Here is a 23,283-nt window from a genome sequence, read left to right on the forward strand (position 1 = left end):
TGCGCCTGCCGATCGCCTCCGGAGCGGTGTGAGGACCGTCCACCCGGGAAACGCACGAGGCGGACGCCGGATTCCTCCGGGTCCGCCTGCGTGGTGGGACAAGGGCCTGTCCGCCGTGCCGTCGGCCGGTCAGACGGTGAGCAGCGCCTCCAGCGGTGCGCCCGCCAGGGCCGGTTCCAGACGGGCGCGGCCGCCGAGGAAGCCGAGCTCCATCAGCACGGCGAGGCCCGCGACCTCGGCGCCCGCCCTGCGGATGAGCCGGACCGACGCCTCGGCGGTGCCCCCGGTGGCGAGGACGTCGTCGACCACCAGGACGCGGTCGTCCCCGCAGAGGTCCTCCGCGTGCACCTCGATCTCCGCGGAGCCGTACTCCAGGTCGTACGCCTGGCCGAGGGTGGCTCCGGGGAGCTTGCCCGCCTTGCGCACGGGGATGAAGCCCAGGCCCGCGCGGACGGCGACCGGGGCGGCGAGGATGAAGCCCCGGGCCTCCAGGCCGACGACCTTGGTGGCGCCGGTCTGCTCGGCGATGCCGACCAGGGCGTCGGTGAGCGCGGTGAAGGCCGCCGGGTCCGCCAGGAGCGGCGTGATGTCCTTGAACATCACGCCCGGCTCCGGGTAGTCCACCACGTCCCGGATGCGGCTGAGCAGCAGTTCCTTGATGTCGGTCATCGGCGCCTTCCCGAGCTCCGGCCCCGGCCGCGGCCGCGCGACGCGGACTGGTTGCGCGAACCGACGACGGCGGGGGCGTTTTCTTCGTCGTCGTACGCGTCGTCGGCGGCGGCCGGGGCGTCCTGGGACTCGTCCCTGGCCGCCCCGTGGGCCCGCTTGGCCAGGACGCGCTTCTTGAGGGTCTTCATCGCCGGCTCTCGTTCCTTGAGGTCGGCGACGAGCGGGGTGGCGATGAAGATCGAAGAGTACGCGCCGGCGGCGAGGCCGACGAACAGCGACAGCGAGATGTCGTTCAGCATGCCGGCGCCGAGGACACCGCCACCGATGAACAGCAGGCCCGCGACGGGCAGCAGCGCCACCACCGTGGTGTTGACGGAGCGGACCAGGGTGCTGTTGATGGAGCGGTTGGCGACCTCGCTGTACGTCCAGCGGGTCTGCTTGGTGATGTCCTTGGTCTGTTCCTTCAGGCTGTCGAAGACCACGACCGTGTCGTAGAGCGAGTAACCGAGGATGGTCAGCAGACCGATCACCGTGCCCGGCGTGACCTCGAAGCCGACGAGGGCGTAGATGCCGACGGTGATGGTGATGTCGTGGATCAGGGCGATGAACGCGGCGACCGCCATGCGCCACTCGAAGGCGATCGCCAGGTAGATCACCATCAGCACCATGAAGATGCCGAGGCCCTGCCAGGCCTTGTTGGCGATCTGCTCGCCCCAGCTGGGGCCGACCAGTTCCGCGTTGATCTGCTCCGCGTCGACCTCGAGGTCCTGGGCGAGCGTGTCCTTGATCCTGTCCGACGCGCCCGTGTCGATGCCGGCGACCTGGATGCGCATGCTGCCGTCGCCGAGCTTCTGGACGATGGCGTCGTGACCGGACGCGTCCTCCGCGTACCTCTCGGCCGTGGCGACCGAGACGCTCATGTTCTTCGGGGTGGTGAAGACCGCGCCGCCCTGGAACTCGATGCCCATGTGCAGGCCGCGCACCGCCAGGCCGACGATGGCCGTGATGGTGACCAGGACGGAGATGCCGTACCAGATCTTGCGGTTCTTGATGAAGTCGTAGCCGATCTCGCCGTGGTGCAGTCGGGCGCCGAGGGTGCCGAGCTTCGACATCTCAGACCTCCTTGGTCTCGACGGGGCCGGCGACGGCGGGGACGGAACGGCGGGTACGGCGCAGCGGCGGCTTGGCCCCCAGGGCCTCGGGGTCGAGGCCGGACCACTTGTGACCGCTCGCGAAGAACTTCCGCCGGGCCATCAGCGTCAGCAGCGGCTTGGTGAAGAGGAACACCACCACGACATCGAGCAGGGTGGTCAGGCCGAGCGTGAACGCGAAGCCCTGGACCTTGCCGACGGTGACGACGAAGAGCACCGCGGCGGCGAGGAACGACACGAAGTCGGAGACCAGGATGGTGCGCCGGGCACGCGGCCAGGCCCGCTCCACGGCGGGGCGCAGCGTGCGGCCCTCACGGATCTCGTCCCGGACCCGTTCGAAGTACACGATGAACGAGTCCGCCGTGATGCCGATCGCCACGATGGCACCGCACACGGCCGGCAGGTTGAGCGCGAAGCCGATGGTCGGGCCGAGCAGCGACATGATCACGTAGGTCAGGGCGGCGGACACCAGCAGCGAGAGGAGGGCGATGAAGGACAGGCCCCGGTAGTAGACCAGCAGGTAGAGGACGACCAGGGCGAGGCCGATGGCACCGGCGATCAGGCCGGCCTGCAGCTGCTCACCGCCGAGCGCGGCGGTGACGGTGGTGACGCTGTCCTCGCGGAAGGTCAGCGGCAGGGCGCCGTAGGACAGCATGTTGGCCAGTTCCTGGGAGGACTGCTGGGTGAAGTTGCCGGAGATCTCCGCGTTGCCGCCGGTCAGGGCCTGGCTGACGTAGGGGTCGGAGACCACCTCGCCGTCCAGGACGATGGCGAACTGGTTCTGCGGGGACTGCTTCTGGGCCAGCCGGCCGGTGATGTCGGCGAACTTCTTGGCACCCTGGTCCGTGAAGTCCATGGTGACGGTCCAGCCGGCACCGGTCTGTGTGTTCAGGACAGCCTGGGCCTTGTCGACGTCCGTGCCGTCGACCGCGGCGGGGCCGAGGAGGTACTTCTGCCACTGGCCCTGGGAGTTCCGGCCGCAGGCGACGGTCGAATCACCGGCCTTGGCACCGTCACCGGCCTTGGCGCGGACGGCCTCCTTGGTGCAGTCGAGCGCGGCGTACCGGGCCTGGAGCGCGCTGTCGTCGTCCCCGGAGGTGCCGCCGGTCGCGGAAGGGGTTGGGGTGGGGGTGGGGGTGGCCTCGTCCGCGGCGGAAGCGCCGGCGGAGGGCGTCTCGTCGGCCTTCAGGGCGTCGGTGAGCGCGCGGCCCTGGGTGGTGGAGCCTGCCGACGGGCCGGTGGAGGCGGAGGGTGAGGATCCGTCGGGCTTCCCGTCCGCGGCCTTCTCGGTGGCCTTCTCGGTCGCCTTGTCCTTGCCGGCGCCCTCGCCCGAGGGGCTGCCGGAGGCGCTCGGCGTGGGGGCCGCTCCGCCGCCGGCGAGTTCGGTGGCGATGACCGGGCGGAAGTAGAGTTTGGCGGTGGTGCCGACCTGTTCCCGGGCCTGCTTGGAGTTCGTGCCCTTGGGAATGTTGACGATGATGTTGCGGGTGCCCTGCGTCTGGACCTCGGCCTCGGAGACGCCGAGACCGTTGACACGGCGCTCCATGATGGAGACCGCGGTGTCCATGTTGGTCTTGTTGATCGCGGATTCCTGGCCGGCTTCCGGTACCGCCGCGAGCGTGATGCTCGTGCCGCCGGCCAGATCGATACCCAGACGCGGAGCGGTGTGACCGGAGGCGAACATGCCTCCGGTGAGTGCCACGATGGCGAGCAGGATCAGGGCAAGCGAGCGCCCGGGCTTGCTTTGGACGCTCGCCTTCTGTCCCTTTTTGAGTTTGGCCACCTTCTCGTACTCCCTCTCGGGCCGCTGCGCGTCCGGCTCGACGGGCGGGCGGCCATGGCGTGGTGTCGATATTCCGTGCGAACGGAGCGTGTCCCGGGGCACGCGGGTCCGGCCCACGCATCCCGGGACACGACTGCTGTTACTACTTCGCCTCGGAGCCGCCGTCGGTCTTCTTCGGCTGCTCGTCCGCCTTCGCGTCGGCGACGGGCTCGTCGGCCGCGTCCTTCTTGCCGAAGTCGACGGGCTTGTCGTCGGAGACGGCGGCGTCGGCCGGCTCGTCGGTCCCGGTGAGGGAGGAGGCGTCGTCCGGGACGACATCGGCGTCGGACCTCAGGTCGTGCTCGATGCCGTGGACGATGCGGTTGTACTCGTCGTCGCTCAGGACGGCACCGATCGCGTTCTTGGCGAACATCAGGTCCACGCCCGGGCCGGCGTCGAGGAGGACCGTGTCCTCGTTGACCTCCTTGACCGTGGCATACATGCCCCCGATGGTGCGGACGCCGGAACCGGGCTGCATCTGGTTCCGCATCTCGATGGCCTCTTGCTGCTTCTTCTTGGCCGACCGGGTCATCAGGAACATGGCCCCGATGAGCACAATGAACGGGAGGAGGGTCAGGAGACTCACGGGTCGGAACTTCCTTCACACGACCGCGCTGGTGAACGGCCTGTTGGTTGGGGGTGGTGTGATGCCGCCGACAACGGTGGCACCGGCGGAGTCTAGGCGAGTCCGCGCGCAGGGAACAACGCTCAGCATGGCACCGGGGTTCCTGCCGGGGCCACCGCCTCGGCCGTCACGCCCCGAACAGGTTGCCTTGTCCGTTTCCGGGGGCTCCCGAGCGGGGCGGGGTGAGGCCGAGGTGCTCCCAGGCCGCCGGGGTCGCGACCCGCCCGCGCGGGGTGCGGGCGAGCAGGCCCTCGCGTACGAGGAAGGGTTCGGCCACTTCCTCCACTGTCTCACGCTCCTCCCCGACCGCGACGGCGAGCGTGGAGAGGCCGACGGGGCCGCCGCCGAACAGCTTGAGCAGGGCCTGGAGCACCGCGCGGTCGAGCCGGTCCAGTCCGCGGGCGTCGACCTCGTAGACCGCGAGGGCCGCCGCGGCGATCTCCTTGGTGATCAGGCCGTCCGCCTTGACCTGGGCGTAGTCGCGGACGCGGCGCAGCAGGCGGTTGGCGATCCGGGGCGTGCCGCGGGAGCGGCCGGCGATCTCGGCGGCGCCCTCGGTGTCGATCTCGACGTCGAGGAGGCTCGCCGAGCGGTGGACGACCCGCTCCAGCTCGGCGGGCTCGTAGAACTCCATGTGCGCGGTGAAGCCGAAGCGGTCGCGCAGCGGCGGCGGCAGCAGGCCCGCGCGGGTGGTGGCGCCGACCAGGGTGAAGGGGGGCAGTTCGAGGGGGATGGCGGTGGCGCCGGGCCCCTTGCCGACGATGACGTCGACGCGGAAGTCCTCCATCGCCATGTACAGCATCTCCTCGGCGGGCCGGGACATCCGGTGGATCTCGTCGAGGAAGAGGACCTCGCCCTCCTGGAGGGAGGAGAGGATCGCCGCGAGGTCGCCGGCGTGCTGGATGGCGGGGCCGGAGGTGATGCGGATGGGGGCGCCCATCTCGGCGGCGATGATCATGGAGAGGGTGGTCTTGCCGAGGCCGGGGGCGCCGGAGAGCAGCACGTGGTCGGCGGTCGCGCCCCGGGCGCGGGCGGCCCGCAGCACGAGGTCGAGCTGCTCGCGGACCTTCTCCTGGCCGATGAACTCGTCCAGGTCCTTGGGGCGCAGGGCGGCCTCGACGGCCTGGTCCTCACCGTCGGCGGACGCACCGACGAGCCGCTCGGTGGCGGGGGTGTCGGTCGTGTCGTCCCAGTTCATGTGCGTGTGCCTCAGCTCTCCGTACGGGCTATCGGGCGCGGTTCAGCGTCTGCAGGGCCGCCTTCAGCAACGGGCCGACCCGGGGCGTGCCCCCGGCCGCCTCCGCCTGGGGTGCCACGGCGGCCACCGCCTCGTCGGCCTCGCGGGTGGCGTACCCGAGGCCGATCAGGGCGGCGTGCAGCTGGTCGCGCCAGCCGGCGGCGGCCGGGGCGCCCGCGGCCGGCGCGCCGACCGGTTCGCCCAGGCGGTCCTTCAGCTCCAGGAGCAGCTTCTGGGCGCCCTTCTTGCCGATGCCGGGTACGGCGGTGAGGGCCTTCTCGTCGGCGGTCGCGACGGCACGGCGCAGGGCGTCCGGGGTGTGCACGGCGAGCATCGCCTGTGCGAGCCTCGGACCCACGCCGCTCGCGGTCTGCAGCAGTTCGAAGACCTGGCGTTCGTCGTCGTCCGCGAAGCCGTACAGGGTCAGCGAGTCCTCCCGCACGACGAGGGACGTGTGCAGCTTGGCCGGCCGGCCGACGCGGAGCGTGGACAGCGTGTTCGGCGTGCACTGGACGGCCATGCCGACACCGCCGACCTCGACGACCGCGGTGTCGGGGGCGAGGGCGGCGACGGTGCCGCTGACGAAGGCGATCATGCCGTACGGCCTTTCGTTGCGTGCAGGGCGACCGCCTGCTGGAGTCGGTTCTGCGCGGGGGCGCGCCAGATGTGGCAGATGGCGAGGGCGAGCGCGTCGGCCGCGTCGGCGGGCTTGGGGGGCGCGGCCAGCCGCAGCAGCCGGGTGACCATGGCGCCGACCTGCGCCTTGTCGGCGCGGCCGGAGCCGGTGACGGCGGCCTTGACCTCGCTGGGGGTGTGCAGGGCGACGGGGATGCCGCGGCGGGAGGCGCACAGCAGGGCGACGGCGCTGGCCTGGGCGGTGCCCATGACCGTGCGGACGTTGTGCTGGCTGAAGACGCGCTCCACGGCCACGTACTCCGGCCGGTGCTCCTCCAGCCACTGCTCGAGGCCCTGCTCGAGGACGACGAGGCGGTGTCCGAGGTCGGCGCCCGCCGGGGTGCGGACGACACCGACCCCGAGCATGGTGAGCGGCCGCCCGGCGACGCCCTCGACCACGCCGACGCCGCACCGGGTCAGCCCCGGGTCCACCCCCAGCACCCGCACACCGGACCCCTCTCTCTCGATCGCCTGTTCGTGCAGGCTATCCGCTGTCACCGACAACGCGGGCGAGCGGACAGGGCGACGGGCCGACGGGTGCGCCCCGTCGGCCCGTCGAGTCGGCTGGGGCCCGCGGCGTTACGCGCCGACCTTCTCCATGATCTCGTCGCTCACGTCGAAGTTGGCGAAGACGTTCTGCACGTCGTCGCTGTCCTCCAGGGCGTCGATCAGCTTGAAGATCTTCTTCGCGCCCTCCTCGTCCAGCTCGACCTGCATGGTCGGGACGAAGTTGGCGTCGGCGGACTCGTAGTCGATCCCGGCGTCCTGGAGGGCGGTGCGGACCGCGACCAGGTCGGTCGGCTCGCTGAGGACCTCGAAGGACTCGCCGAGGTCGTTGACCTCCTCGGCGCCCGCGTCCAGGACGGCGCCGAGGACGTCGTCCTCGGTCAGCCCGTCCTTGGGGACGATCACCACGCCCTTGCGGTTGAAGAGGTACGACACCGACCCCGGGTCGGCCATGGAGCCGCCGTTGCGGGTCATGGCGACGCGGACCTCGGAGGCGGCGCGGTTGCGGTTGTCGGTGAGGCACTCGATGAGCACCGCGACACCGTTCGGACCGTAGCCCTCGTACATGATCGTCTCGTAGTCGGCGCCGCCGGCCTCGAGGCCCGCGCCGCGCTTGACCGCGGAGTCGATGTTCTTGTTGGGGACCGACTGCTTCTTGGCCTTCTGGATGGCGTCGTACAGCGTCGGGTTGCCCTCGGGATCGGCACCGCCCATCCGGGCCGCGACCTCGATGTTCTTGATCAGCTTCGCGAAGAGCTTGCCGCGCTTGGCGTCGATGACGGCCTTCTTGTGCTTCGTCGTGGCCCATTTAGAGTGGCCGGACATCTGCCTGTCTCCTTCGCGTAACCCATCTCTGCAACGAACGCAAGGAATCCTACAAGGACCCGGCCGTCCGTCACGCGCGCAGCATCTCGACGAACAGGCCGTGCACGCGGTGGTCTCCGGTCAGCTCCGGGTGGAACGACGTGGCCAGGGCGTTGCCCTGGCGGACCGCCACGATGTGTCCGTCGTGCTCGGCGAGCACCTCGGCCCCGGCCCCGACGGACTCCACCCAGGGGGCGCGGATGAAGACGCCCTCCACGGGGCCGCCGGCGACGCCCTCGACGTCGACCGCGGCCTCGAAGGACTCGTTCTGCCGTCCGAAGGCGTTGCGGCGCACGATCATGTCGATGCCGCCGACGGTCTCCTGGCCGGAGCGCGGGTCGAGGATCTTGTCGGCGAGCATGATCATGCCGGCGCAGGTGCCGTAGACGGGCATGCCGGCCCGCACGCGCGCGCGGAGGGGTTCCATCAGGCCGAAGAGGACGGCCAGCTTGGAGATGGTGGTGGACTCGCCGCCCGGCAGGACGAGGCCGTCGACCTCGGCGAGTTCCTCGGGGCGCCGCACCGCCCTGGCCACGGCGCCGGCCGCGGCCAGGGCGGTGAGGTGCTCCCGCACGTCGCCCTGGAGGGCCAGGACGCCGATGACAGGGGCTTCGCTCATGGAAGGGGTCACCAACCGCGGTTGGCGTAGCGCTCGGCCTCGGGGAGGGTGTCGCAGTTGATGCCGACCATGGCCTCGCCCAGGTTGCGGGACGCGTCCGCGATGATCTTCGGGTCGTCGTAGAAGGTGGTCGCCTTGACGATGGCGGCGGCGCGCTTGGCCGGGTCGCCGGACTTGAAGATGCCGGAGCCGACGAAGACGCCCTCGGCGCCGAGCTGGCGCATCAGCGCGGCGTCGGCCGGGGTGGCGACACCACCGGCGGAGAAGAGGACCACGGGCAGCTTGCCCAGCTCGGCGACCTCCTTGACCAGCTCGTACGGGGCGCGCAGCTCCTTGGCGGCGGCGTACAGCTCGTGGTTGTCGAAGCCGCGCAGCCTGGCGATCTCGTTCTTGATCTGGCGCAGGTGGCGCACGGCCTCCACGACGTTGCCGGTGCCGGCCTCGCCCTTGGAGCGGATCATGGCGGCGCCCTCGGCGATGCGGCGCAGGGCCTCGCCCAGGTTGGTGGCGCCGCAGACGAAGGGGGTGGTGAACGCCCACTTGTCGGAGTGGTTGACCTCGTCGGCGGGGGTGAGGACCTCGGACTCGTCGATGTAGTCGACGCCGAGCGACTGCAGCACCTGCGCCTCGACGAAGTGGCCGATGCGGGACTTGGCCATGACCGGGATGGAGACGGCGTCGATGATGCCCTCGATCATGTCCGGGTCGGACATCCGGGCCACGCCGCCGTCCTTGCGGATGTCGGCCGGGACCCGCTCCAGGGCCATGACGGCGACGGCGCCCGCGTCCTCGGCGATCTTCGCCTGCTCCGGTGTGACGACGTCCATGATCACGCCGCCCTTGAGCTGCTCGGCCATGCCGCGCTTCACGCGCGCGGTGCCGGTCTCGGGACCCTGGTTTTCGGAGAGCGTGCTGGACACGAATGACCTCGCTGAGGGGAAAGGGGGTTTCTGCAGCACTGAGGAAACGGCAGCGGACCGGTCCACAGCAAGGGCCAATGGAAAGGCGGTGGATCCTTTTCGGTGGGCGACGGCCCTCCGGACGGCCGCGGCCGTTACGCCGCCCGCTCCGTCAGGGCCGTCGGCGGCTCGTCGTCCATCTCGAAGGCCATCGGGAACGGCGCGTGTCCCGCCAGCCGGAACCAGCGCACCTTGCGGTGCCGCCGCAGCGCCCGCGCGGCCCGTACGGCGTCGTTGTGGAACCGGCGGGCCATGGGCACCCGGCGCACCGCCTCGGCGAGTTCCAGGGCCGCCTCCTCTCCCCCGGGCGCCTCCCTGACCGCGTCCACCTGCTGCGCCTCGGCGAAGACCGCGCGCAGCGCCTGGCTCAGCTCGCTCTCGGCGACCTCGCGCTGTTCCTCCACCGCCTGCCGCGCGGCGTGCGCGGCCTCGTAGAGCACGATCGAGGCGGCCGGATCGAGCACCCCGGAGGTGGCCAGCTCCTGGGCGACGGAGGCACGGCGCAGCAACTGCGCGTCGAGCGCGGCCCGGGCGGCGTCGATACGGGCGTGCAGCCGGTCCAGCCGCCCCGCCGTCCAGCTCAGGTAGAGGCCGATCACGACGAGGGCGACGAGGATCCAGATGAGGGTTGCGGTCACGGGCGGCAAGGCTACCGGGACGCCCCACCGGGCTCCGCCGGGTGCCCGGGAGCGGGCGACGGCGCCCGTGGAGCACCGCCGGCCGCAGGTGCCGTCCCCGGGGGCCGCCGTCCCCCCGGGCCCCCTCTCCGGCCCGGACGGCTTCGCCCCGGACGCCGGACGGGCCGCGTGCGCCGGCTCCTCGCCGTCAGTCCCGCGCCAGCCCCAGGCGGGCCCGCAGCCCCGTCGTGCGGTCGTCGGCCGCCACCGCCGCCGCCCCGGCCGTCACCGTCTCGTAGACCGACAGGATGTCCGCGCCGACGGTGGACCAGTCGAAGCGGCGGACGTGGGCGCTGCCGCGTTCGCGCAGCTTCGCGCGGCGCTCGGGGTCCTCCAGGAGGCGCACGGCGGCCTCGGCGAGCGCGTCCGCGTCCTCGTTGGGGAACAGCTCGCCGGCCGCCCCCTGGTCGAGGACCTGCGCGAAGGCGTCCAGGTCGGAGGCGAGCACCGGCGCACCCGCGGACATGGCCTCGACCAGGATGATGCCGAAGCTCTCGCCGCCGGTGTTGGGCGCCACGTACAGGTCGACGCTGCGCAGGAGGCGGGCCTTGTCCTCGTCGCTGATCATGCCGAGGAACTCGACGCGCGGGCGCAGCTCCCGCGGCAGCGACTCGACCGCCTCCTCCTCGTCGCCGCGGCCCGCGACCAGCAGCCGGGCCCCCGGGCGGGCGGCGAGGATCTTCGGCAGGGCCCTCATCAGCACCGGCAGGCCCTTGCGGGGCTCGTCGATGCGGCCTATGAAGCCGATGGTGTCGCCCTGCCACTCCGGACGGGGCTCGGCCTCGGCGAAGAAGTCGACGTCGACGCCGTTCGGGATCACCACCGCGTCCCCGCCCAGGTGCTCGACGAGGGTCCGGCGGGCGTACTCGCTCACCGCGATCCGGGCGCTGATCTTCTCCAGGGCGGCCTGCAGGATCGCGTACGCGGCGATCATGGCCCGGGAGCGCGGGTTGGACGTGTGGAAGGTGGCGACGATCGGGCCCTCGGCCGCCCAGCAGGTCAGCAGGCCGAGCGAGGGAGACGTCGGCTCGTGGATGTGGATGACGTCGAACGCGCCCTCGTGCAGCCAGCGCCGCACCCGCGCGGCCGACAGGAAGCCGAAGTTGAGCCGGGCCACCGACCCGTTGTACGGCACCGGCACCGCGCGGCCCGCCGAGACGACGTACGGCGGCAGCGGGGTGTCGTCGTCGGCCGGGGCGAGGACGGACACCTCGTGTCCGAGGCGGAGGAAGTACTCGGCCAGGTCGCGGATGTGGAACTGGACGCCCCCCGGCACGTCCCAGGAGTACGGGCAGACGATGCCGATCCTCACGAGGTCCCCTTCCGGTCCTTCTCGGGGTCCCGCGCGGGGTCGAGGTCCGCGAGCCACAAGCGCTGCAGCATGTGCCAGTCCTCCGGATGCTCGGCGATCCCGGTGGCGAAGGCGTCGGCCAGCGCCTGCGTCATGACGGACGTCCTCTCGGCACGCGTACCCGACGCGGGGACCTCCACCGGCGGATGGACCCGCCCCCGCATCACGGGCGAGTCGTCGTACCAGAGCGTCACCGGCAGCAGCCGTGCGCCGGTCTGCTGGGCGAGCAGGGCGGGGCCGGCCGGCATCCGGGCGGTCTCGCCGAAGAAGTCGACCTCGACGCCGGAGGCGGACAGGTCCCGGTCGGCGACCAGGCAGACCAGCCCGCCGCCGCGCAGCCGCCGGGCCAGCGCGCCGAAGGCGGCGCCGCCGTTGTGCGGGAGCACCTCCATGCCGAGGCCCTCGCGGTAGGCGACGAACCGGTCGTAGAGCGTCTCCGGCTTCAGTCGCTCGGCGACGGTGGTGAAGGGGATGCCCAGCGCGGTGGTGACCCAGGCGCCGGCGAGGTCCCAGTTGGCGAGGTGCGGCAGCGCCAGGACGACGCCCTTGCCGGCCGCCATGCCGTCGGTCAGGTGGTGGAGTTCCTTGACGTCGAGACCGGTCCTGATGCGCTCGGCGCTCCAGGCGGGCAGCCGGAAGGACTCCATCCAGTAGCGCAGGTACGACCGCATGCCCGCGCGCGAGAGTTCGGCGAGTTGCTCGGGGCTCGCGCCGGGCACCACGCGCGCGTAGTTGGCCTCCAGCCGCCGCACGCCCGTGCCGCGCCGCTTCCAGGCGAGGTCGGCGATGGTCCGGCCGAGGCGGACGGCGACCGGCTCCGGAAGCTTCCTCACCGTGCCCCAGCCGGCGCCGTACAGGGCGTCGGTCAACCGTTCCCGGGCGCTCACGTCGCGGCCTCGCTCCCCCGGGCCGGCCGCTGGGTCCCGGCCTCGGCCTCGGCGGACTCCCGGCGCACGGTGACGACCCGCTGGATCAGCGTGACGAGGCTGCCGACCGCGACGATCCACAGGGCGACGGGCAGCAGGTACCGGATGCCGGGCACGCCGAACGCGTGCAGGCCCGCGAGGCCGGCCGCGACCAGCGAGATCACCAGCCGCTCGGCCCGCTCGACGAGCCCGTTGACGGCGACCGGCAGGCCGATCGACTCGCCGCGCGCCTTGGTGTACGACACCACCTGTCCGCTGGCCAGGCAGAAGATCGAGACGGCGCACAGGACGTTGTCGTCGCCGCCGCCCGCGTACCACAGGGCGAAGCCGCCGAAGATCGCGCCGTCGGCGACCCGGTCGAGGGTGGAGTCCAGGAAGGCGCCCCAGCGGCTGGAGCGGCCCAGCTGACGGGCCATGTTGCCGTCGACGAGGTCGGAGAACACGAACAGCGTGATCACGACCGTGCCCCAGAAGAACTCGCCCCTGGGGTAGAAGACCAGCGCGCCCGCGACCACACCCGCGGTGCCGATGAGCGTGACCGTGTCGGGGCTGACCCCCCGCCGGATGAGAAATGCGGCGAACGGTGTGAGGACACGCGTGAAGAATGCACGCGCGTACTTGTTCAGCATGGCTTTCCCGACGGTCGGTGTGGCCGCGCGGCCCCTGCTGGCCACCGGCGGGCCCAATCGTAGCCACGCGCACGCCTGGGCGGTGGCGGGGCACCCGAGCGCCCGCGCCGGGGCCCGCGGGGACGGTGGTCCGCCCGGCCGCGCACCGGGCGGGCGACGGGATGACGTCCTTCGTATGGACGCACCGTGACGGGAGTGGAAAGCTCGAAGGACCGCGGGCGTCGCCGGAGCCGCACCGCACGCGGATTCCGCGGGTCCGCGCCCACAACGACCTCACCGTGCACGGGAGGCAGGATCATGGGCGACAAGGCGCACACGCACCCCGGGGCCGCCGGCAGGGCACAGGCGGCCGGCCACCCCACGTCCGTACGGAATGTGGTGCTGGTCGGCCACTCCGGATCGGGCAAGACGACTCTGGTGGAGGCTCTCGCGCTGACCGCGGGAGCGGTGAACCGGGCCGGCCGCGTGGAGGACGGCAGCACCCTCTCCGACTACGACGAGATCGAGCACCGGCAGCAGCGCTCCGTACAGCTCTCGCTGGTGCCGGTCGAATGGGACGGCATCAAGGTCAACCTGCTGGACACCCCCGGGTACGCCGATTTCGTCGGGGAGCTCAGGGCCGGCCTGCGGGCGGCGGACGCGGCCCTCTTCGTCGTCTCGGCCTCGGACGGCGTGGACGGCTCGACCCGGATGGTGTGGGACGAGTGCGCGGCGGTCGGCATGCCGCGCGCCATCGTCGTCACGCACCTCGAGGCGGCCCGCGCGGACTTCGAGGAGATGACCCGGATCTGCGCGGAGGCCTTCGGCGGGGACGACCCCGACGCCGTGCTGCCGCTGTACCTGCCGCTGCGCGGCCCGGAGGGACCCGACGGGCACGCGCCCGTGACGGGACTGATCGGACTGCTGACGCAGAAGCTGTTCGACTACTCCACCGGCGAGCGCAAGGAGTCCGAGCCCGGCGAGGAGCAGTCGCCGCTGCTGGAGGAGGCCCGCGGCCGCCTCATCGAGGGGATCATCGCCGAGAGCGAGGACGAGACCCTCATGGACCGCTACCTCGGCGGCGAGCAGGTCGACGTCAAGACGCTGATCGAGGACCTGGAGCGGGCGGTCGCGCGCGGGGTGTTCTTCCCCGTCCTGGCCGCCGCCCCCGCGGCCGAGGGCGCCCGCCAGGGGCTCGGCACGGTCGAGCTCCTGGAGCTGATCACGAGAGGTTTCCCGACCCCGCTGGAGCACGGCACCCCGCGCGTGACCACCGTGGACGGCCGGCCGCGCGAGCTGAAGCCGTGCGACCCCGACGCCCCGCTGGTCGCGGAGGTCGTGAAGACCTCGTCCGACCCCTACGTCGGCCGGATCTCGCTGGTCCGGGTCTTCTCCGGCACCCTGCGCGCCGACCAGACGGTCCACGTCTCCGGGCACGGACTGGCCGACCGGGGCCACGAGGACCACGACGTCGACGAGCGGATCGGCGCCCTGACCACGCCGTTCGGCAAGCAGCAGCGGCCGGTGTCGCACGTCATCGCGGGCGATCTCGCGTGTGTGGCGAAACTGAGCCGCGCGGAGACCGGGGACACCCTGTCCGCCAAGGACGACCCGCTGGTCATGGAGCCGTGGGAGATGCCCGACCCGCTGCTGCCGCTGGCCATCCGGGCGCACAGCAAACCCGACGAGGACAAGCTGTCGCAGGGGCTGGCCCGGCTGGTGGCCGAGGACCCGACGATGCGGCTGGAGCAGAACCAGGACACGCACCAGGTGGTCCTGTGGTGCCTGGGCGAGGCGCACGCGGACGTGGCCCTGGAGCGGCTGCGCAGCCGCTACGGCGTCCAGGTCGACATCGTGCCGCACCGGGTCGCGCTCCGGGAGACGTTCGGGAGCAAGGCCGCCGGGCGCGGCCGGCACGTCAAACAGTCCGGCGGGCACGGGCAGTTCGCCATCTGCGAGATCGAGGTGGAGCCGCTGCCGGGCGGCTCGGGCATCGAGTTCGTGGACAAGGTGGTCGGCGGGGCCGTGCCGCGGCAGTTCATCCCGTCGGTCGAGAAGGGCGTGCGGGCCCAGGCCGCCAAGGGGGTCGCCGCCGGGCATCCGCTGATCGACGTGCGGGTGACGCTGCTGGACGGCAAGGCGCACTCGGTGGACTCCTCCGACGCCGCGTTCCAGACGGCGGGCGCGCTGGCGCTGCGGGAGGCGGCCTCGGACGCGAGGATCCACCTGCTGGAGCCGGTGGCCGAGGTGAGCGTCCTGGTCGGCGACGACTACGTCGGCACGGTGATGAGCGATCTGTCCGGCCGGCGCGGCCGGGTGCTCGGCACCGAGCAGGCGGCCGCCGGACGCACGCTGATCAGGGCCGAGGTACCGGAGATCGAGATCGGCCGGTACTCCGTCGACCTGCGTTCCCTCTCGCACGGCACCGCCCGCTTCAGCCGCCGGTACGCGCGGCACGAACCGATGCCGCCGCAGGTCGCCGAACGGGTCCTCGAAGAGGCGCGCGCCGCCTCGTAGTCGGCGCCGGGCGCCCGTGACCGGTCCCACGGGCGCCCGGCGTACGCCCGCCCTTCGCCGTCCTTCGCCGGACGGCTCCCACGCCACGCCTCGGTGCGGGCGGGCGGTTCAGGCCGTCCGCCGACAAACGCCGGTGGCTGCGGATACGCTGAATACCTGATCAACAGGTGTGCGCGGCAAGGAAGTCGGGAAGGTCGCAAGACGACAGTGGTGGCGATCGGGGGCGGGAATGACCGTTGAGAGCGGTTACGCGGACTTCTTCGGTCCGCAGGTGCCGCGCACGGGCGACGAGGGGCAGACGCCGACGTTCGCGCTGGCCTCGGCGGCCTACCGGGACAACGAGGCCGAGGAGATACTCAAGGCCAACAGCGAGTGGCACCAGTCGGCCGTCTCCAAGCCCCGGTTGAAGCTGTTCCGGCCGAACCTGGGCGAGGCGTTCTCCCGGGCGATCATCGACCGGATGCTGGGGGCCGGGCGCGCGCCGCTCATCCAGTCCTTCGGAGCCCAGCCGCAGGTGGTGGTGGAGCACGCCCTCGCGGCCCACCACATCCGCCGGGAGCGGGACAACTGGCTGAGCGCCGTCATGGTCCTGTGCGGCCTGCTGTTCCTGCCCGGTCTCCTCGTGTGGCTGCTGGTCTTCCAGATCCGCACCACCGTCGCCAAGCGCGAGGACAAACGGGCCGGCGCGCTCGCCACGACACTGCTCGTCGCGGTGGGCGCCCTCGCGGTGCTGTTCCTGATCCGCATGCCGTTCGACGGGTTCTGGGGCTGGTACGCGCGCGCGGCGGTGATCGCCCCGGTGGTGGGCTGGTTCTGGGCCAAGCGGATCTGCGAACGCACGGCGAGGGACCTGCGGGAGCGCTGGGACAGCCTGCTCTCCGGCAGCAGCGTCGGCGCCAAGGTGCCCGAGACGGTGCCGAGCAGCCCCGGCGAGACGGCGGCCGAGCAGCTGCGCCAGTCCCTGGCCCGGCTCAGCGCCGAGCAGCAGTCCAACTCCGTGTTCTACGCGGGCCCCAAGGGCATCCTCGGCATGGGCACGCGCTGGGGCAGCTGGCAGCTCGCCGAGGACCTGGTGCCGGCCGACCCGGACCGGGAGATCCATCCGTTCCGCAGCTGGGACGTCATCAAGGCCATCCACGACCGGCTGCGGATGCTGGAGCGCGGTCCCCTGCACACCGGGGGCTTCCCCAAGCCGTCGATACGGCACTGGATCGTCACGCCCATCGGGGAGAACGCCACGGCGGTCTCCCGGCCCGAGGGCACGGACGTCGAGGCGTACCAGGTCAAGTCGCACGCCGTCCAGGACATCTGCAACAAGCAGCAGTTCGGCGCGGGCGACCGGCACTACCTGGGCGTCCAGTGGACGCTGTGGGACGGCCAGCTGGTCCTCACCATGCTGATCACGGTGACCGTGCTGCACGAGACGCTGCGCATCGAGGTGACCGGACACGCGCTGGGACCGGTGCACTCCCTGTTCACCACCAAGCCGGCGGCCAAGGAGAAGTCGGTCCAGAAGTCGGTCAGGTTCTGGGAGACCCGGACGGTGAAGCTCCCCCTGGTCGACACGGACGAGGTGGTGCGCCTGGCGGCCCGCGCGCCGCTGACCTGGTACCCGCCGCTGCTGTACTGGCTGGGCGGCAAGCTGACCCTGCCGGAGCCGTTCGGTCTGCGGCACGCCTGGGCCGACAAGCCGTGGCGGCACCGCTTCATGGCCGACGACGCCCTGCGCGCGGCGACGCCGGTGCTGCGGGTGGTGCACGCGGCGGCGATCAAGGTGCTGCGGGAGAACGGCGTGGACACCGAGAAGTTCGGTGCGAGGTCGTCGTCCCTCAGCGTCGCGGTGCAGGAGGCGTCCCCCAAGAAGGCCGACGTGTACGACGCGTGAGGGGGTGCCCCGGCCGGGGCACCCCGCCCCGTTCAGGAGGGCCAGGCCTCCGCCAGCATCTTGCGGGTGTCGGCCAGCAGCTGCGGCAGCACCTTCGTGTGGCCGACCACCGGCATGAAGTTCGTGTCGCCGCCCCAGCGCGGGACGACGTGCTGGTGCAGGTGGGCGGCGATGCCGGCGCCCGCGACCGTGCCCTGGTTCATGCCGATGTTGAACCCGTGCGCGCCGGAGGCGGTGCGCAGGGCGGTCATCGCCTGCTTGGTGAACTCGGCGAGCTCGGCCGTCTCCTCCACCGTGAGGTCCGTGTAGTCGGCGACGTGGCGGTAGGGCACCGTCATCAGGTGGCCGCCGGTGTACGGGTAGAGGTTGAGCACCGTGTACACGTGCTCGCCGCGCCGGATGATCAGTCCGTCCTCGTCGGACTTGGCCGGGATCGCGCAGAAGGGACAGCCGTCGTCGGCTCCGGGGCCGGTCGGCTTGTTCTCGCCCTGGATGTAGGCCATCCGGTGAGGCGTCCACAGACGCTGGAACGCGTCCTGCGTGCCCACTCCCGACTGCTGCTCCGGCTCACTCGTCATGCGTGCAGCATATGGCGTCGTCCGGGTGGTGGGGCAAAGGCCCCCGGGATCACTCCCGGGGGCCCGGACGTCATCCGTGCGGTCAGACCTGCGCCCGCTCCTCGACGACCTTCACGATCTTCGCGATGGCCTCGTCGACGGGGATGCCGTTCTCCTGCGAGCCGTCGCGGTAGCGGAAGGAGACCGCGCCGTTCGCCATGTCCTCGTCGCCCGCGATGACCATGAACGGCACCTTCTGCTTCTGGGCGTTCCTGATCTTCTTCTGCATCCGGTCCGAGGAGGAGTCGACCTCGACCCGCAGCCCCTGCTTGCGGGCCGCCGCCGCGAACTTCTCCAGGTGCTCGACGTGCGCATCGCCGATCGGGATGCCGACCGCCTGCACCGGGGCGAGCCAGGCCGGGAAGGCGCCCGCGTAGTGCTCGAGCAGCACGGCGAAGAACCGCTCGATGGAGCCGAACAGCGCGCGGTGGATCATGACCGGGCGGGTCTTGGAGCCGTCCGCGGCGGTGTACTCCAGGTCGAAGCGCTCCGGCAGGTTGAAGTCGAGCTGGATCGTCGACATCTGCCAGGTGCGGCCGATGGCGTCCTTGGCCTGCACGGAGATCTTCGGCCCGTAGAAGGCGGCGCCGCCCGGGTCCGGGACCAGCGGCAGGCCCTGCTTCTCGGCGACCTGGCGCAGCGTCTCGGTGGCCTCCTCCCAGGCCTTGTCGGTACCGACGAACTTCTCCGGGTCCTTGGTGGACAGCTCCAGGTAGAAGTCGGTCAGGCCGTAGTCGCGCAGCAGGTTCAGGACGAAGGTGAGGGTCTTGTCGAGCTCCTCGGACATCTGCTCGCGGGTGCAGTAGATGTGCGCGTCGTCCTGGGTGAAGCCGCGGGCGCGGGTCAGGCCGTGCACGACGCCCGACTTCTCGTACCGGTACACGGTCCCGAACTCGAACAGGCGCAGCGGCAGTTCGCGGTAGGAGCGGCCGCGCGCGTCGAAGATCAGGTTGTGCATCGGGCAGTTCATGGGCTTGAGGTAGTAGTCCACGCCCTCGTCGAGCTGCATGGGCGGGTACATGCCGTCGGCGTACCAGTCCAGGTGGCCCGAGGTCTCGAAGAGCTTCCCCTTCGTCGCGTGCGGGGTGTAGACGAACTCGTAGCCCTCCTCCTCGTGGCGGCGCCGCGAGTAGTCCTCCATGACCCGGCGGACGATGCCGCCCTTGGGGTGGAAGACGGCGAGGCCGGAGCCGATCTGCTCCGGGATGGAGAACAGGTCCAGCTCGTGGCCGAGCTTGCGGTGGTCGCGCTTCTCGGCCTCGGCGAGGAACTCCAGGTGCGCCTTCAGCTCCTCCTTGGAGGGCCAGGCGGTGCCGTAGATGCGCTGGAGCATCGGGTTCTTCTCGCTGCCGCGCCAGTAGGCGCCCGCGTTGCGCATCAGCTTGAACGCCGGGATGTTGCGGGTGGTGGGCAGGTGGGGACCGCGGCAGAGGTCCTTCCAGCACAGCTCGCCGGTCTTGGCGTCCAGGTTGTCGTAGATCGTCAGCTCACCGGCGCCGACCTCGACGTCCGCGCCGTCGTCGTGTGACGCCGCGCCCTTGAGGCCGATCAGCTCCAGCTTGTACGGCTCGTCGGCGAGTTCCTCGCGGGCCTCGTCGTCGGTGACGACGCGGCGGGAGAAGCGCTGGCCGCGCTTCTGGATCTCCTGCATCTTCTTCTCGATGGCCTTGAGGTCATCGGGGTGGAAGGGCTTGTCCACGTCGAAGTCGTAGTAGAAGCCGTCCTTCACCGGCGGGCCGATGCCCAGCTTGGCCTCGGGGAACAGCTCCTGCACGGCCTGGGCCATGACGTGCGCGGTGGAGTGGCGCAGGATGTTCAGGCCGTCCTCGGAGGAGATCTCCACACCCTCGACGGTCTCACCGTCCTGGAGCTCGTAGGAGAGGTCCCTGAGCTCGCCGGCCACGCGCGCGGCGATGACCGAGCGCTCGCCGGCGAAGAGCTCGGCGGCCGTGGTGCCCGTCGTCACCACGCGTTCTTCCCGCTCGGAATCGCGTTGGATGATCACACGGACGTCTGACACCGGTCTCTCCTGACTGAAGGTGGGGCTGCGGCGCCATACCGGAGCGCACGCACAGGTCCCGATCGTACCGACCCCGGCCCGCCCGGCGCGAAATCATTCCCCGCCGTCCGGCCCGCAGGCCCCGCCGTCCGGCCCGCAGGCCCCGCCGTCCGGCCCGCAGACCTCGTCGTCCGGTCCGCAGACCTCGTCGTCGGGTCCGCAGGCCTCGCCGAAGAAGGCCGCGGTCTCGGCGTTCTCCTGGATCGCCTTCATCAGCCGGTCCCGCTCGGCCTCGTCGACCTGCACCGGCGCGACCTCGCCGGCCCCGGTCACCCGGCGGAAGCCGCCCCGGCTCTCCAGCCGCCCGCGCACCCGCACCGGCAGCCCGACCAGGTGGGCGTGTCCGGCGATGCGGTAGTCCTCCTCACCGAGCGTGATCCGGACGTGACCGACCTCGGCCCCGGCGAGTACGCGCAGGCGTACGGTGCCCTCGCCGCGCGGCCCGGACCTGCGCATCCGCACCACCGTGCCGGTGATCCGCACCGGCACCGCGGGCTCCGCGCGCCGGTAGCGGGCACCGGCCTCGCGCAGGACGGGCAGGTCCCCGGGGGAGAACTCGACGGGTTCGGCCCGGGCCGCGCAGCCCTCGGGGACACCGGCCGCCGGGGCCCACGCCACGGAGATCCGGGCGCCCTCCGTGCCCCGGACCAGGTCGACCAGGGCCTCGGTGAGCTCCTGGCTGACGCCCGCCTCGACGGCGGTGTCGAAGGCGTCCATGCCGCCGGCGGCCCGGCGGTAGTCGACGGCCTCGCGGGTCGCGCACAGGGCCTGGTGGAGGCTCACGACGAGGGGGCGGCCGGTGGTGACGGGGGCGAACGCGGTCAGCCGGCGCCCGTCCTGCACCGGCCCGACCAGCACGGTGTCCAGCACGGCGGCGGCCGGGCGGCGGTGCCGGGCGCCGTGGAAACCGGCCCGCGCGCGGGTGGCGAGCGCGGCGGCGAGCAGCGTCCGGCGGGCGGCGGAGCGCAGCTGCTCCCCCGAGGTCCAGGCCGTGGCGTCGCCGGGGCCGGCCGGTACGTCGCGCCACCAGCGGATCTCGTCACTGGGCACGGCGAGGGCGAGCAGCACCTCGCGGGCGCAGGGCGCGGTGCTGCGGGACAGCGCCTGCAGGGCCTCGGCGAGCAGGTCCTCGCTGTCGGGGAAGGCGCGGCTCTCCGGCACCAGCAGGCTCGTGCCGCCGCCCGGTCCCGGCGGGGTCCAGCGGCCGTAGCGTCCGGCGGGGCCGCCGCGCCGCTGCCAGCCGTGCCGCTGCAGGAGGGCGGCGAGCACGGCCGGGTCGGTCTCGGCGGGCCCGGGTGGCCGGCCGGCGTCGGCGGGGTGCGGGCGGACGGGCCGCGGGGGTCCTCCGGTCGGGCGGTGCGTCACGGTTTTCCTCCCGTCCCGACCCGCGTCATGATCTCGCACAGCGCCCGGTCGTCGAAGATGTGTGAGGTGGGGATCCGCACGGTGGTGCGGTGCCGGCCGGTGACCGGGTGTCCGGCGAGGTTGGCCCAGTAGCAGCAGTGCCGCAGGTCGAGCCGGTCGTGACCGGCCCGCAGCCAGTCGTCCTGCGAGCGCGGGACGAGCATGACGACGAGGATCTTGTGCACCGAGACCGGGGTGCGGGCGAGCTTCGCCAGGTGCGCGTTGTCGAGCGTGAAGGAGAAGGAGCGGCCGGGCGGGCCGGGTGCGACCTGGTAGGTCGCCTTGAGCTGCACCTTGATGGTGACCTCGTCGTCGACCGTGTGCCCGGGGGCGCTGTGGCTGACGTGCCAGTCGATGCCGTTGTCCGGGAAGGGCTGGGACAGCGAGCAGCCCGCGGCGGCCGCGACGGCGTGCAGATAGCCGACCTGCAGGGTCTCCATGCAGGCGGTGGTGGCGAGAGTGCCGCGAGTGGGTGGTGTGCGCCCGGGCAGCAGCCCGCCCCGTTCGGGCTGCGCGATGGCCATGACCAACAGCCTTCCAGAACAGTCGAGCCCCGTTGCGGGTCTGTGAACTGCGAAGACCCGTACTCCTGTTGTCTCCTTCCGGCGTACGGCGCAAACAGCCCGGGTATCACCGGATCGGGCAGTGGACGGGGCGTCAACTGCCGGAGGTGGACGAGGGGTTGTTGAGTATGACGAGCTGGTTCGAAGGGCCGCTGGCCGCTTTCGACACGGAGACGACGGGTGTGGACGTCGAGGCCGACCGGATCGTGTCGGCCGCTCTCGTCGTCCAGGACGCTCCGGGGACCCGGCCCCGGGTGACCGACTGGCTGGTGAACCCGGGGGTGCCGGTGCCCGCCGCGGCGACCGAGGTGCACGGGCTGACCCAGGAGCACCTGCAGCACAACGGCCGCTGGCCGGCGCCGGTGATGTACGAGGTGGCCCAGGCGCTGGCGGAGCAGGCCCGGGTGGGCCGCCCGCTGGTGGTGATGAACGCGCCGTTCGACCTCACCCTGCTGGACCGGGAGTTGCGCCGCCATCGCGCCTCGTCGCTGAGCCGCTGGTTCGAACGGGTGCCGCTGCTGGTGCTGGATCCGCGGGTGCTCGACAAGCACCTGGACCGCTACCGCAAGGGCCGCCGCACCCTGACCGACCTGTGCGCGCACTACGGCGTCCCCCTGGAGGGGGCGCACGACGCGGCGGCGGACGCGGTGGCCGCGCTGGAGGTCACCCGGGCGGTCGGGCGGCGCTTCGCCTCGCGGCTGGAGCGGCTGTCCCCCGGTGAGCTGCACACCCTGCAGGCGGTGTGGCACGCGGCGCAGGCCAGGGGGCTGCAGGCGTGGTTCGCGAGCAGCGGCACGGAGGAGGCGGTCGACCCGGCCTGGCCGCTGCGTCCGGACCTGCCGGCGGCGGCGTGAGCCGTCGAGCCGACGCCGACGGTGCGCGGGGGAAGGGGGTGCGGGCGGCGGAGCCGGGCAGAAAGGACGATGGCGGCCCGTCCTGCGTTTTCGCAGGTGCGAGCCGCCATCGACGGTGTGGGCGATACTGGGTTCGAACCAGTGACCTCTTCGGTGTGAACGAAGCGCTCTCCCACTGAGCTAATCGCCCGGGAACGCACTGAACAATACAGGTCCGGGCGGGCTTCCATCAAACCGCTTGCAGGTGGGCGGCCAGCCCGCGCCGCCCGGCCCGCATCATCAGCGCGTGGTTGACGCGGAAGACGGGCCGTCCGGGCACGGCGAGCCGCCGCAGCAGCGGCTTGCGGACGTCCACCTCCTGTTCGTAGTGGGTGAGGCTGCGGCCGGGCCCCAGCCGGGTGACGGTCCAGCGGGCCCAGCCGTCGATGTCCCCGGACAGGCCCGCCTCCAGGATCCCGGTCTCCTCGTCGCGCCGCCCCTCGCGCAGGGTCGCCCTCAGGTCGAAGGGCAGCAGGGAGCGGATCCGGACGATCCCGCTGGTGCCGTCGAGCCGGTTGATCTCCCGTACCTGGGGCCACCACAGGGGGTAGTCCTCGATCCGTTCCAGGGTCCGGTAGACCACCGGTGCGGGCGCGGGCAGGGTCCACAGACTGCGGAATCGGTAGTGGTTCCAGTCCATGGACGGAGTGTGCCC

At 72.0% G+C, this 23,283-nt stretch carries 22 protein-coding genes and 1 tRNA gene; 3 read left to right on the top strand and 20 right to left on the bottom strand.

Translation table 11 applies throughout. The features are described 5' to 3' along the window. Nucleotides 1-129 precede the first annotated feature (129 nt). From CP969_RS08490 to pgsA, 14 genes are all read right to left on the bottom strand, one after another. Nucleotides 130-669, bottom strand: a complete 540-nt coding sequence (locus tag CP969_RS08490) for an adenine phosphoribosyltransferase (RefSeq protein WP_016827081.1) — start codon at nucleotides 667-669, stop codon at nucleotides 130-132. Next, nucleotides 666-1,781: a protein translocase subunit SecF gene (gene secF, locus CP969_RS08495; protein WP_004990592.1), complete on the bottom strand. Its 1,116-nt coding sequence runs from the start codon at nucleotides 1,779-1,781 to the stop codon at nucleotides 666-668. The genes CP969_RS08490 and secF overlap by 4 nt, the downstream gene beginning before the upstream one ends. A gap of 1 nt (nucleotide 1,782) precedes the next feature. Beyond that, a complete protein-coding gene (secD, locus tag CP969_RS08500; protein WP_016827080.1) occupies nucleotides 1,783-3,603 on the bottom strand; it encodes a protein translocase subunit SecD in 1,821 nt (606 codons plus the stop codon). 142 nt (nucleotides 3,604-3,745) lie between these two features. After that, a complete protein-coding gene (gene yajC / locus CP969_RS08505) occupies nucleotides 3,746-4,228 on the bottom strand; it encodes a preprotein translocase subunit YajC (protein ID WP_016827079.1) in 483 nt (160 codons plus the stop codon). Between the two features lie 166 nt (nucleotides 4,229-4,394). Further along, entirely contained in the window at nucleotides 4,395-5,465 is a 1,071-nt protein-coding gene (gene ruvB / locus CP969_RS08510) for a Holliday junction branch migration DNA helicase RuvB (RefSeq protein ID WP_004990581.1), read from the bottom strand. A 28-nt stretch (nucleotides 5,466-5,493) separates the two neighbouring features. Then, complete coding sequence (gene ruvA, locus CP969_RS08515) at nucleotides 5,494-6,099, bottom strand: Holliday junction branch migration protein RuvA (RefSeq protein WP_004990579.1); 606 nt, start codon at nucleotides 6,097-6,099, stop codon at nucleotides 5,494-5,496. Next, the gene (gene ruvC, locus CP969_RS08520) at nucleotides 6,096-6,626 is read right to left on the bottom strand and encodes a crossover junction endodeoxyribonuclease RuvC (protein WP_016827078.1); all 531 of its coding nucleotides are present in this window, start codon (nucleotides 6,624-6,626) and stop codon (nucleotides 6,096-6,098) included. The genes ruvA and ruvC overlap by 4 nt, the downstream gene beginning before the upstream one ends. Nucleotides 6,627-6,758: 132 nt before the next feature. Continuing rightward, nucleotides 6,759-7,511 (bottom strand): YebC/PmpR family DNA-binding transcriptional regulator, encoded by a 753-nt coding sequence (locus CP969_RS08525; protein WP_004990576.1) that lies wholly within the window; start codon nucleotides 7,509-7,511, stop codon nucleotides 6,759-6,761. A 70-nt stretch (nucleotides 7,512-7,581) separates the two neighbouring features. Beyond that, nucleotides 7,582-8,169, bottom strand: coding sequence for a pyridoxal 5'-phosphate synthase glutaminase subunit PdxT (pdxT, locus tag CP969_RS08530; RefSeq protein ID WP_016827077.1), 588 nt, complete (start codon nucleotides 8,167-8,169; stop codon nucleotides 7,582-7,584). A gap of 8 nt (nucleotides 8,170-8,177) precedes the next feature. Then, nucleotides 8,178-9,089, bottom strand: coding sequence for a pyridoxal 5'-phosphate synthase lyase subunit PdxS (gene pdxS / locus CP969_RS08535; protein WP_004990574.1), 912 nt, complete (start codon nucleotides 9,087-9,089; stop codon nucleotides 8,178-8,180). 134 nt (nucleotides 9,090-9,223) lie between these two features. Beyond that, the gene (locus CP969_RS08540; RefSeq protein WP_016827076.1) at nucleotides 9,224-9,766 is read right to left on the bottom strand and encodes a LemA family protein; all 543 of its coding nucleotides are present in this window, start codon (nucleotides 9,764-9,766) and stop codon (nucleotides 9,224-9,226) included. 187 nt (nucleotides 9,767-9,953) lie between these two features. Then, nucleotides 9,954-11,117 (bottom strand): glycosyltransferase family 4 protein, encoded by a 1,164-nt coding sequence (locus CP969_RS08545; RefSeq protein ID WP_016827075.1) that lies wholly within the window; start codon nucleotides 11,115-11,117, stop codon nucleotides 9,954-9,956. After that, complete coding sequence (locus tag CP969_RS08550; RefSeq protein ID WP_004990567.1) at nucleotides 11,114-12,043, bottom strand: phosphatidylinositol mannoside acyltransferase; 930 nt, start codon at nucleotides 12,041-12,043, stop codon at nucleotides 11,114-11,116. Before CP969_RS08550 ends, CP969_RS08545 begins: the two co-directional genes overlap by 4 nt. Further along, nucleotides 12,040-12,768 (bottom strand): phosphatidylinositol phosphate synthase, encoded by a 729-nt coding sequence (pgsA, locus tag CP969_RS08555; protein ID WP_004990564.1) that lies wholly within the window; start codon nucleotides 12,766-12,768, stop codon nucleotides 12,040-12,042. The genes CP969_RS08550 and pgsA overlap by 4 nt, the downstream gene beginning before the upstream one ends. A 240-nt stretch (nucleotides 12,769-13,008) precedes the next feature. On the opposite strand from pgsA, the gene CP969_RS08560 reads away from it, so the two are divergent. Both CP969_RS08560 and CP969_RS08565 read left to right on the top strand, forming a co-directional pair. After that, nucleotides 13,009-15,207, top strand: coding sequence for an elongation factor G-like protein EF-G2 (locus CP969_RS08560; RefSeq protein ID WP_016827073.1), 2,199 nt, complete (start codon nucleotides 13,009-13,011; stop codon nucleotides 15,205-15,207). Nucleotides 15,208-15,436: 229 nt separating this feature from the next. Then, a complete protein-coding gene (locus CP969_RS08565; RefSeq protein ID WP_004990559.1) occupies nucleotides 15,437-17,092 on the top strand; it encodes a hypothetical protein in 1,656 nt (551 codons plus the stop codon). Between the two features lie 32 nt (nucleotides 17,093-17,124). On the opposite strand, the gene CP969_RS08570 is transcribed toward CP969_RS08565, so the two are convergent. The 4 genes from CP969_RS08570 to CP969_RS08585 form a co-directional block, all read right to left on the bottom strand. After that, nucleotides 17,125-17,670, bottom strand: a complete 546-nt coding sequence (locus CP969_RS08570) for an HIT family protein (protein WP_004990557.1) — start codon at nucleotides 17,668-17,670, stop codon at nucleotides 17,125-17,127. 82 nt (nucleotides 17,671-17,752) lie between these two features. Beyond that, the gene (gene thrS / locus CP969_RS08575; RefSeq protein WP_026085326.1) at nucleotides 17,753-19,729 is read right to left on the bottom strand and encodes a threonine--tRNA ligase; all 1,977 of its coding nucleotides are present in this window, start codon (nucleotides 19,727-19,729) and stop codon (nucleotides 17,753-17,755) included. Between the two features lie 93 nt (nucleotides 19,730-19,822). Then, on the bottom strand, nucleotides 19,823-21,133 hold the full coding sequence (locus CP969_RS08580) for a hypothetical protein (protein WP_016827070.1): 1,311 nt from the start codon (nucleotides 21,131-21,133) through the stop codon (nucleotides 19,823-19,825). After that, entirely contained in the window at nucleotides 21,130-21,696 is a 567-nt protein-coding gene (locus tag CP969_RS08585) for a DUF4365 domain-containing protein (RefSeq protein WP_004990554.1), read from the bottom strand. The genes CP969_RS08580 and CP969_RS08585 overlap by 4 nt, the downstream gene beginning before the upstream one ends. A 167-nt stretch (nucleotides 21,697-21,863) precedes the next feature. Between CP969_RS08585 and CP969_RS08590 the strand changes: the two genes are divergently transcribed. Next, nucleotides 21,864-22,589, top strand: coding sequence for a 3'-5' exonuclease (locus CP969_RS08590; protein WP_016827069.1), 726 nt, complete (start codon nucleotides 21,864-21,866; stop codon nucleotides 22,587-22,589). 118 nt (nucleotides 22,590-22,707) lie between these two features. Here CP969_RS08590 and CP969_RS08595 read toward each other — a convergent pair. Together CP969_RS08595 and CP969_RS08600 are read right to left on the bottom strand one after the other, a co-directional pair. Next, a tRNA-Val gene (locus CP969_RS08595) sits at nucleotides 22,708-22,779 on the bottom strand. 39 nt (nucleotides 22,780-22,818) lie between these two features. Then, nucleotides 22,819-23,268, bottom strand: coding sequence for an SRPBCC family protein (locus CP969_RS08600; protein WP_004990552.1), 450 nt, complete (start codon nucleotides 23,266-23,268; stop codon nucleotides 22,819-22,821). Nucleotides 23,269-23,283 lie beyond the last annotated feature (15 nt).

The sequence above is a fragment of the Streptomyces viridosporus T7A genome (assembly GCF_008704515.1).
GTDB classification, from domain to species: Bacteria; Actinomycetota; Actinomycetes; order Streptomycetales; family Streptomycetaceae; genus Streptomyces; species Streptomyces viridosporus.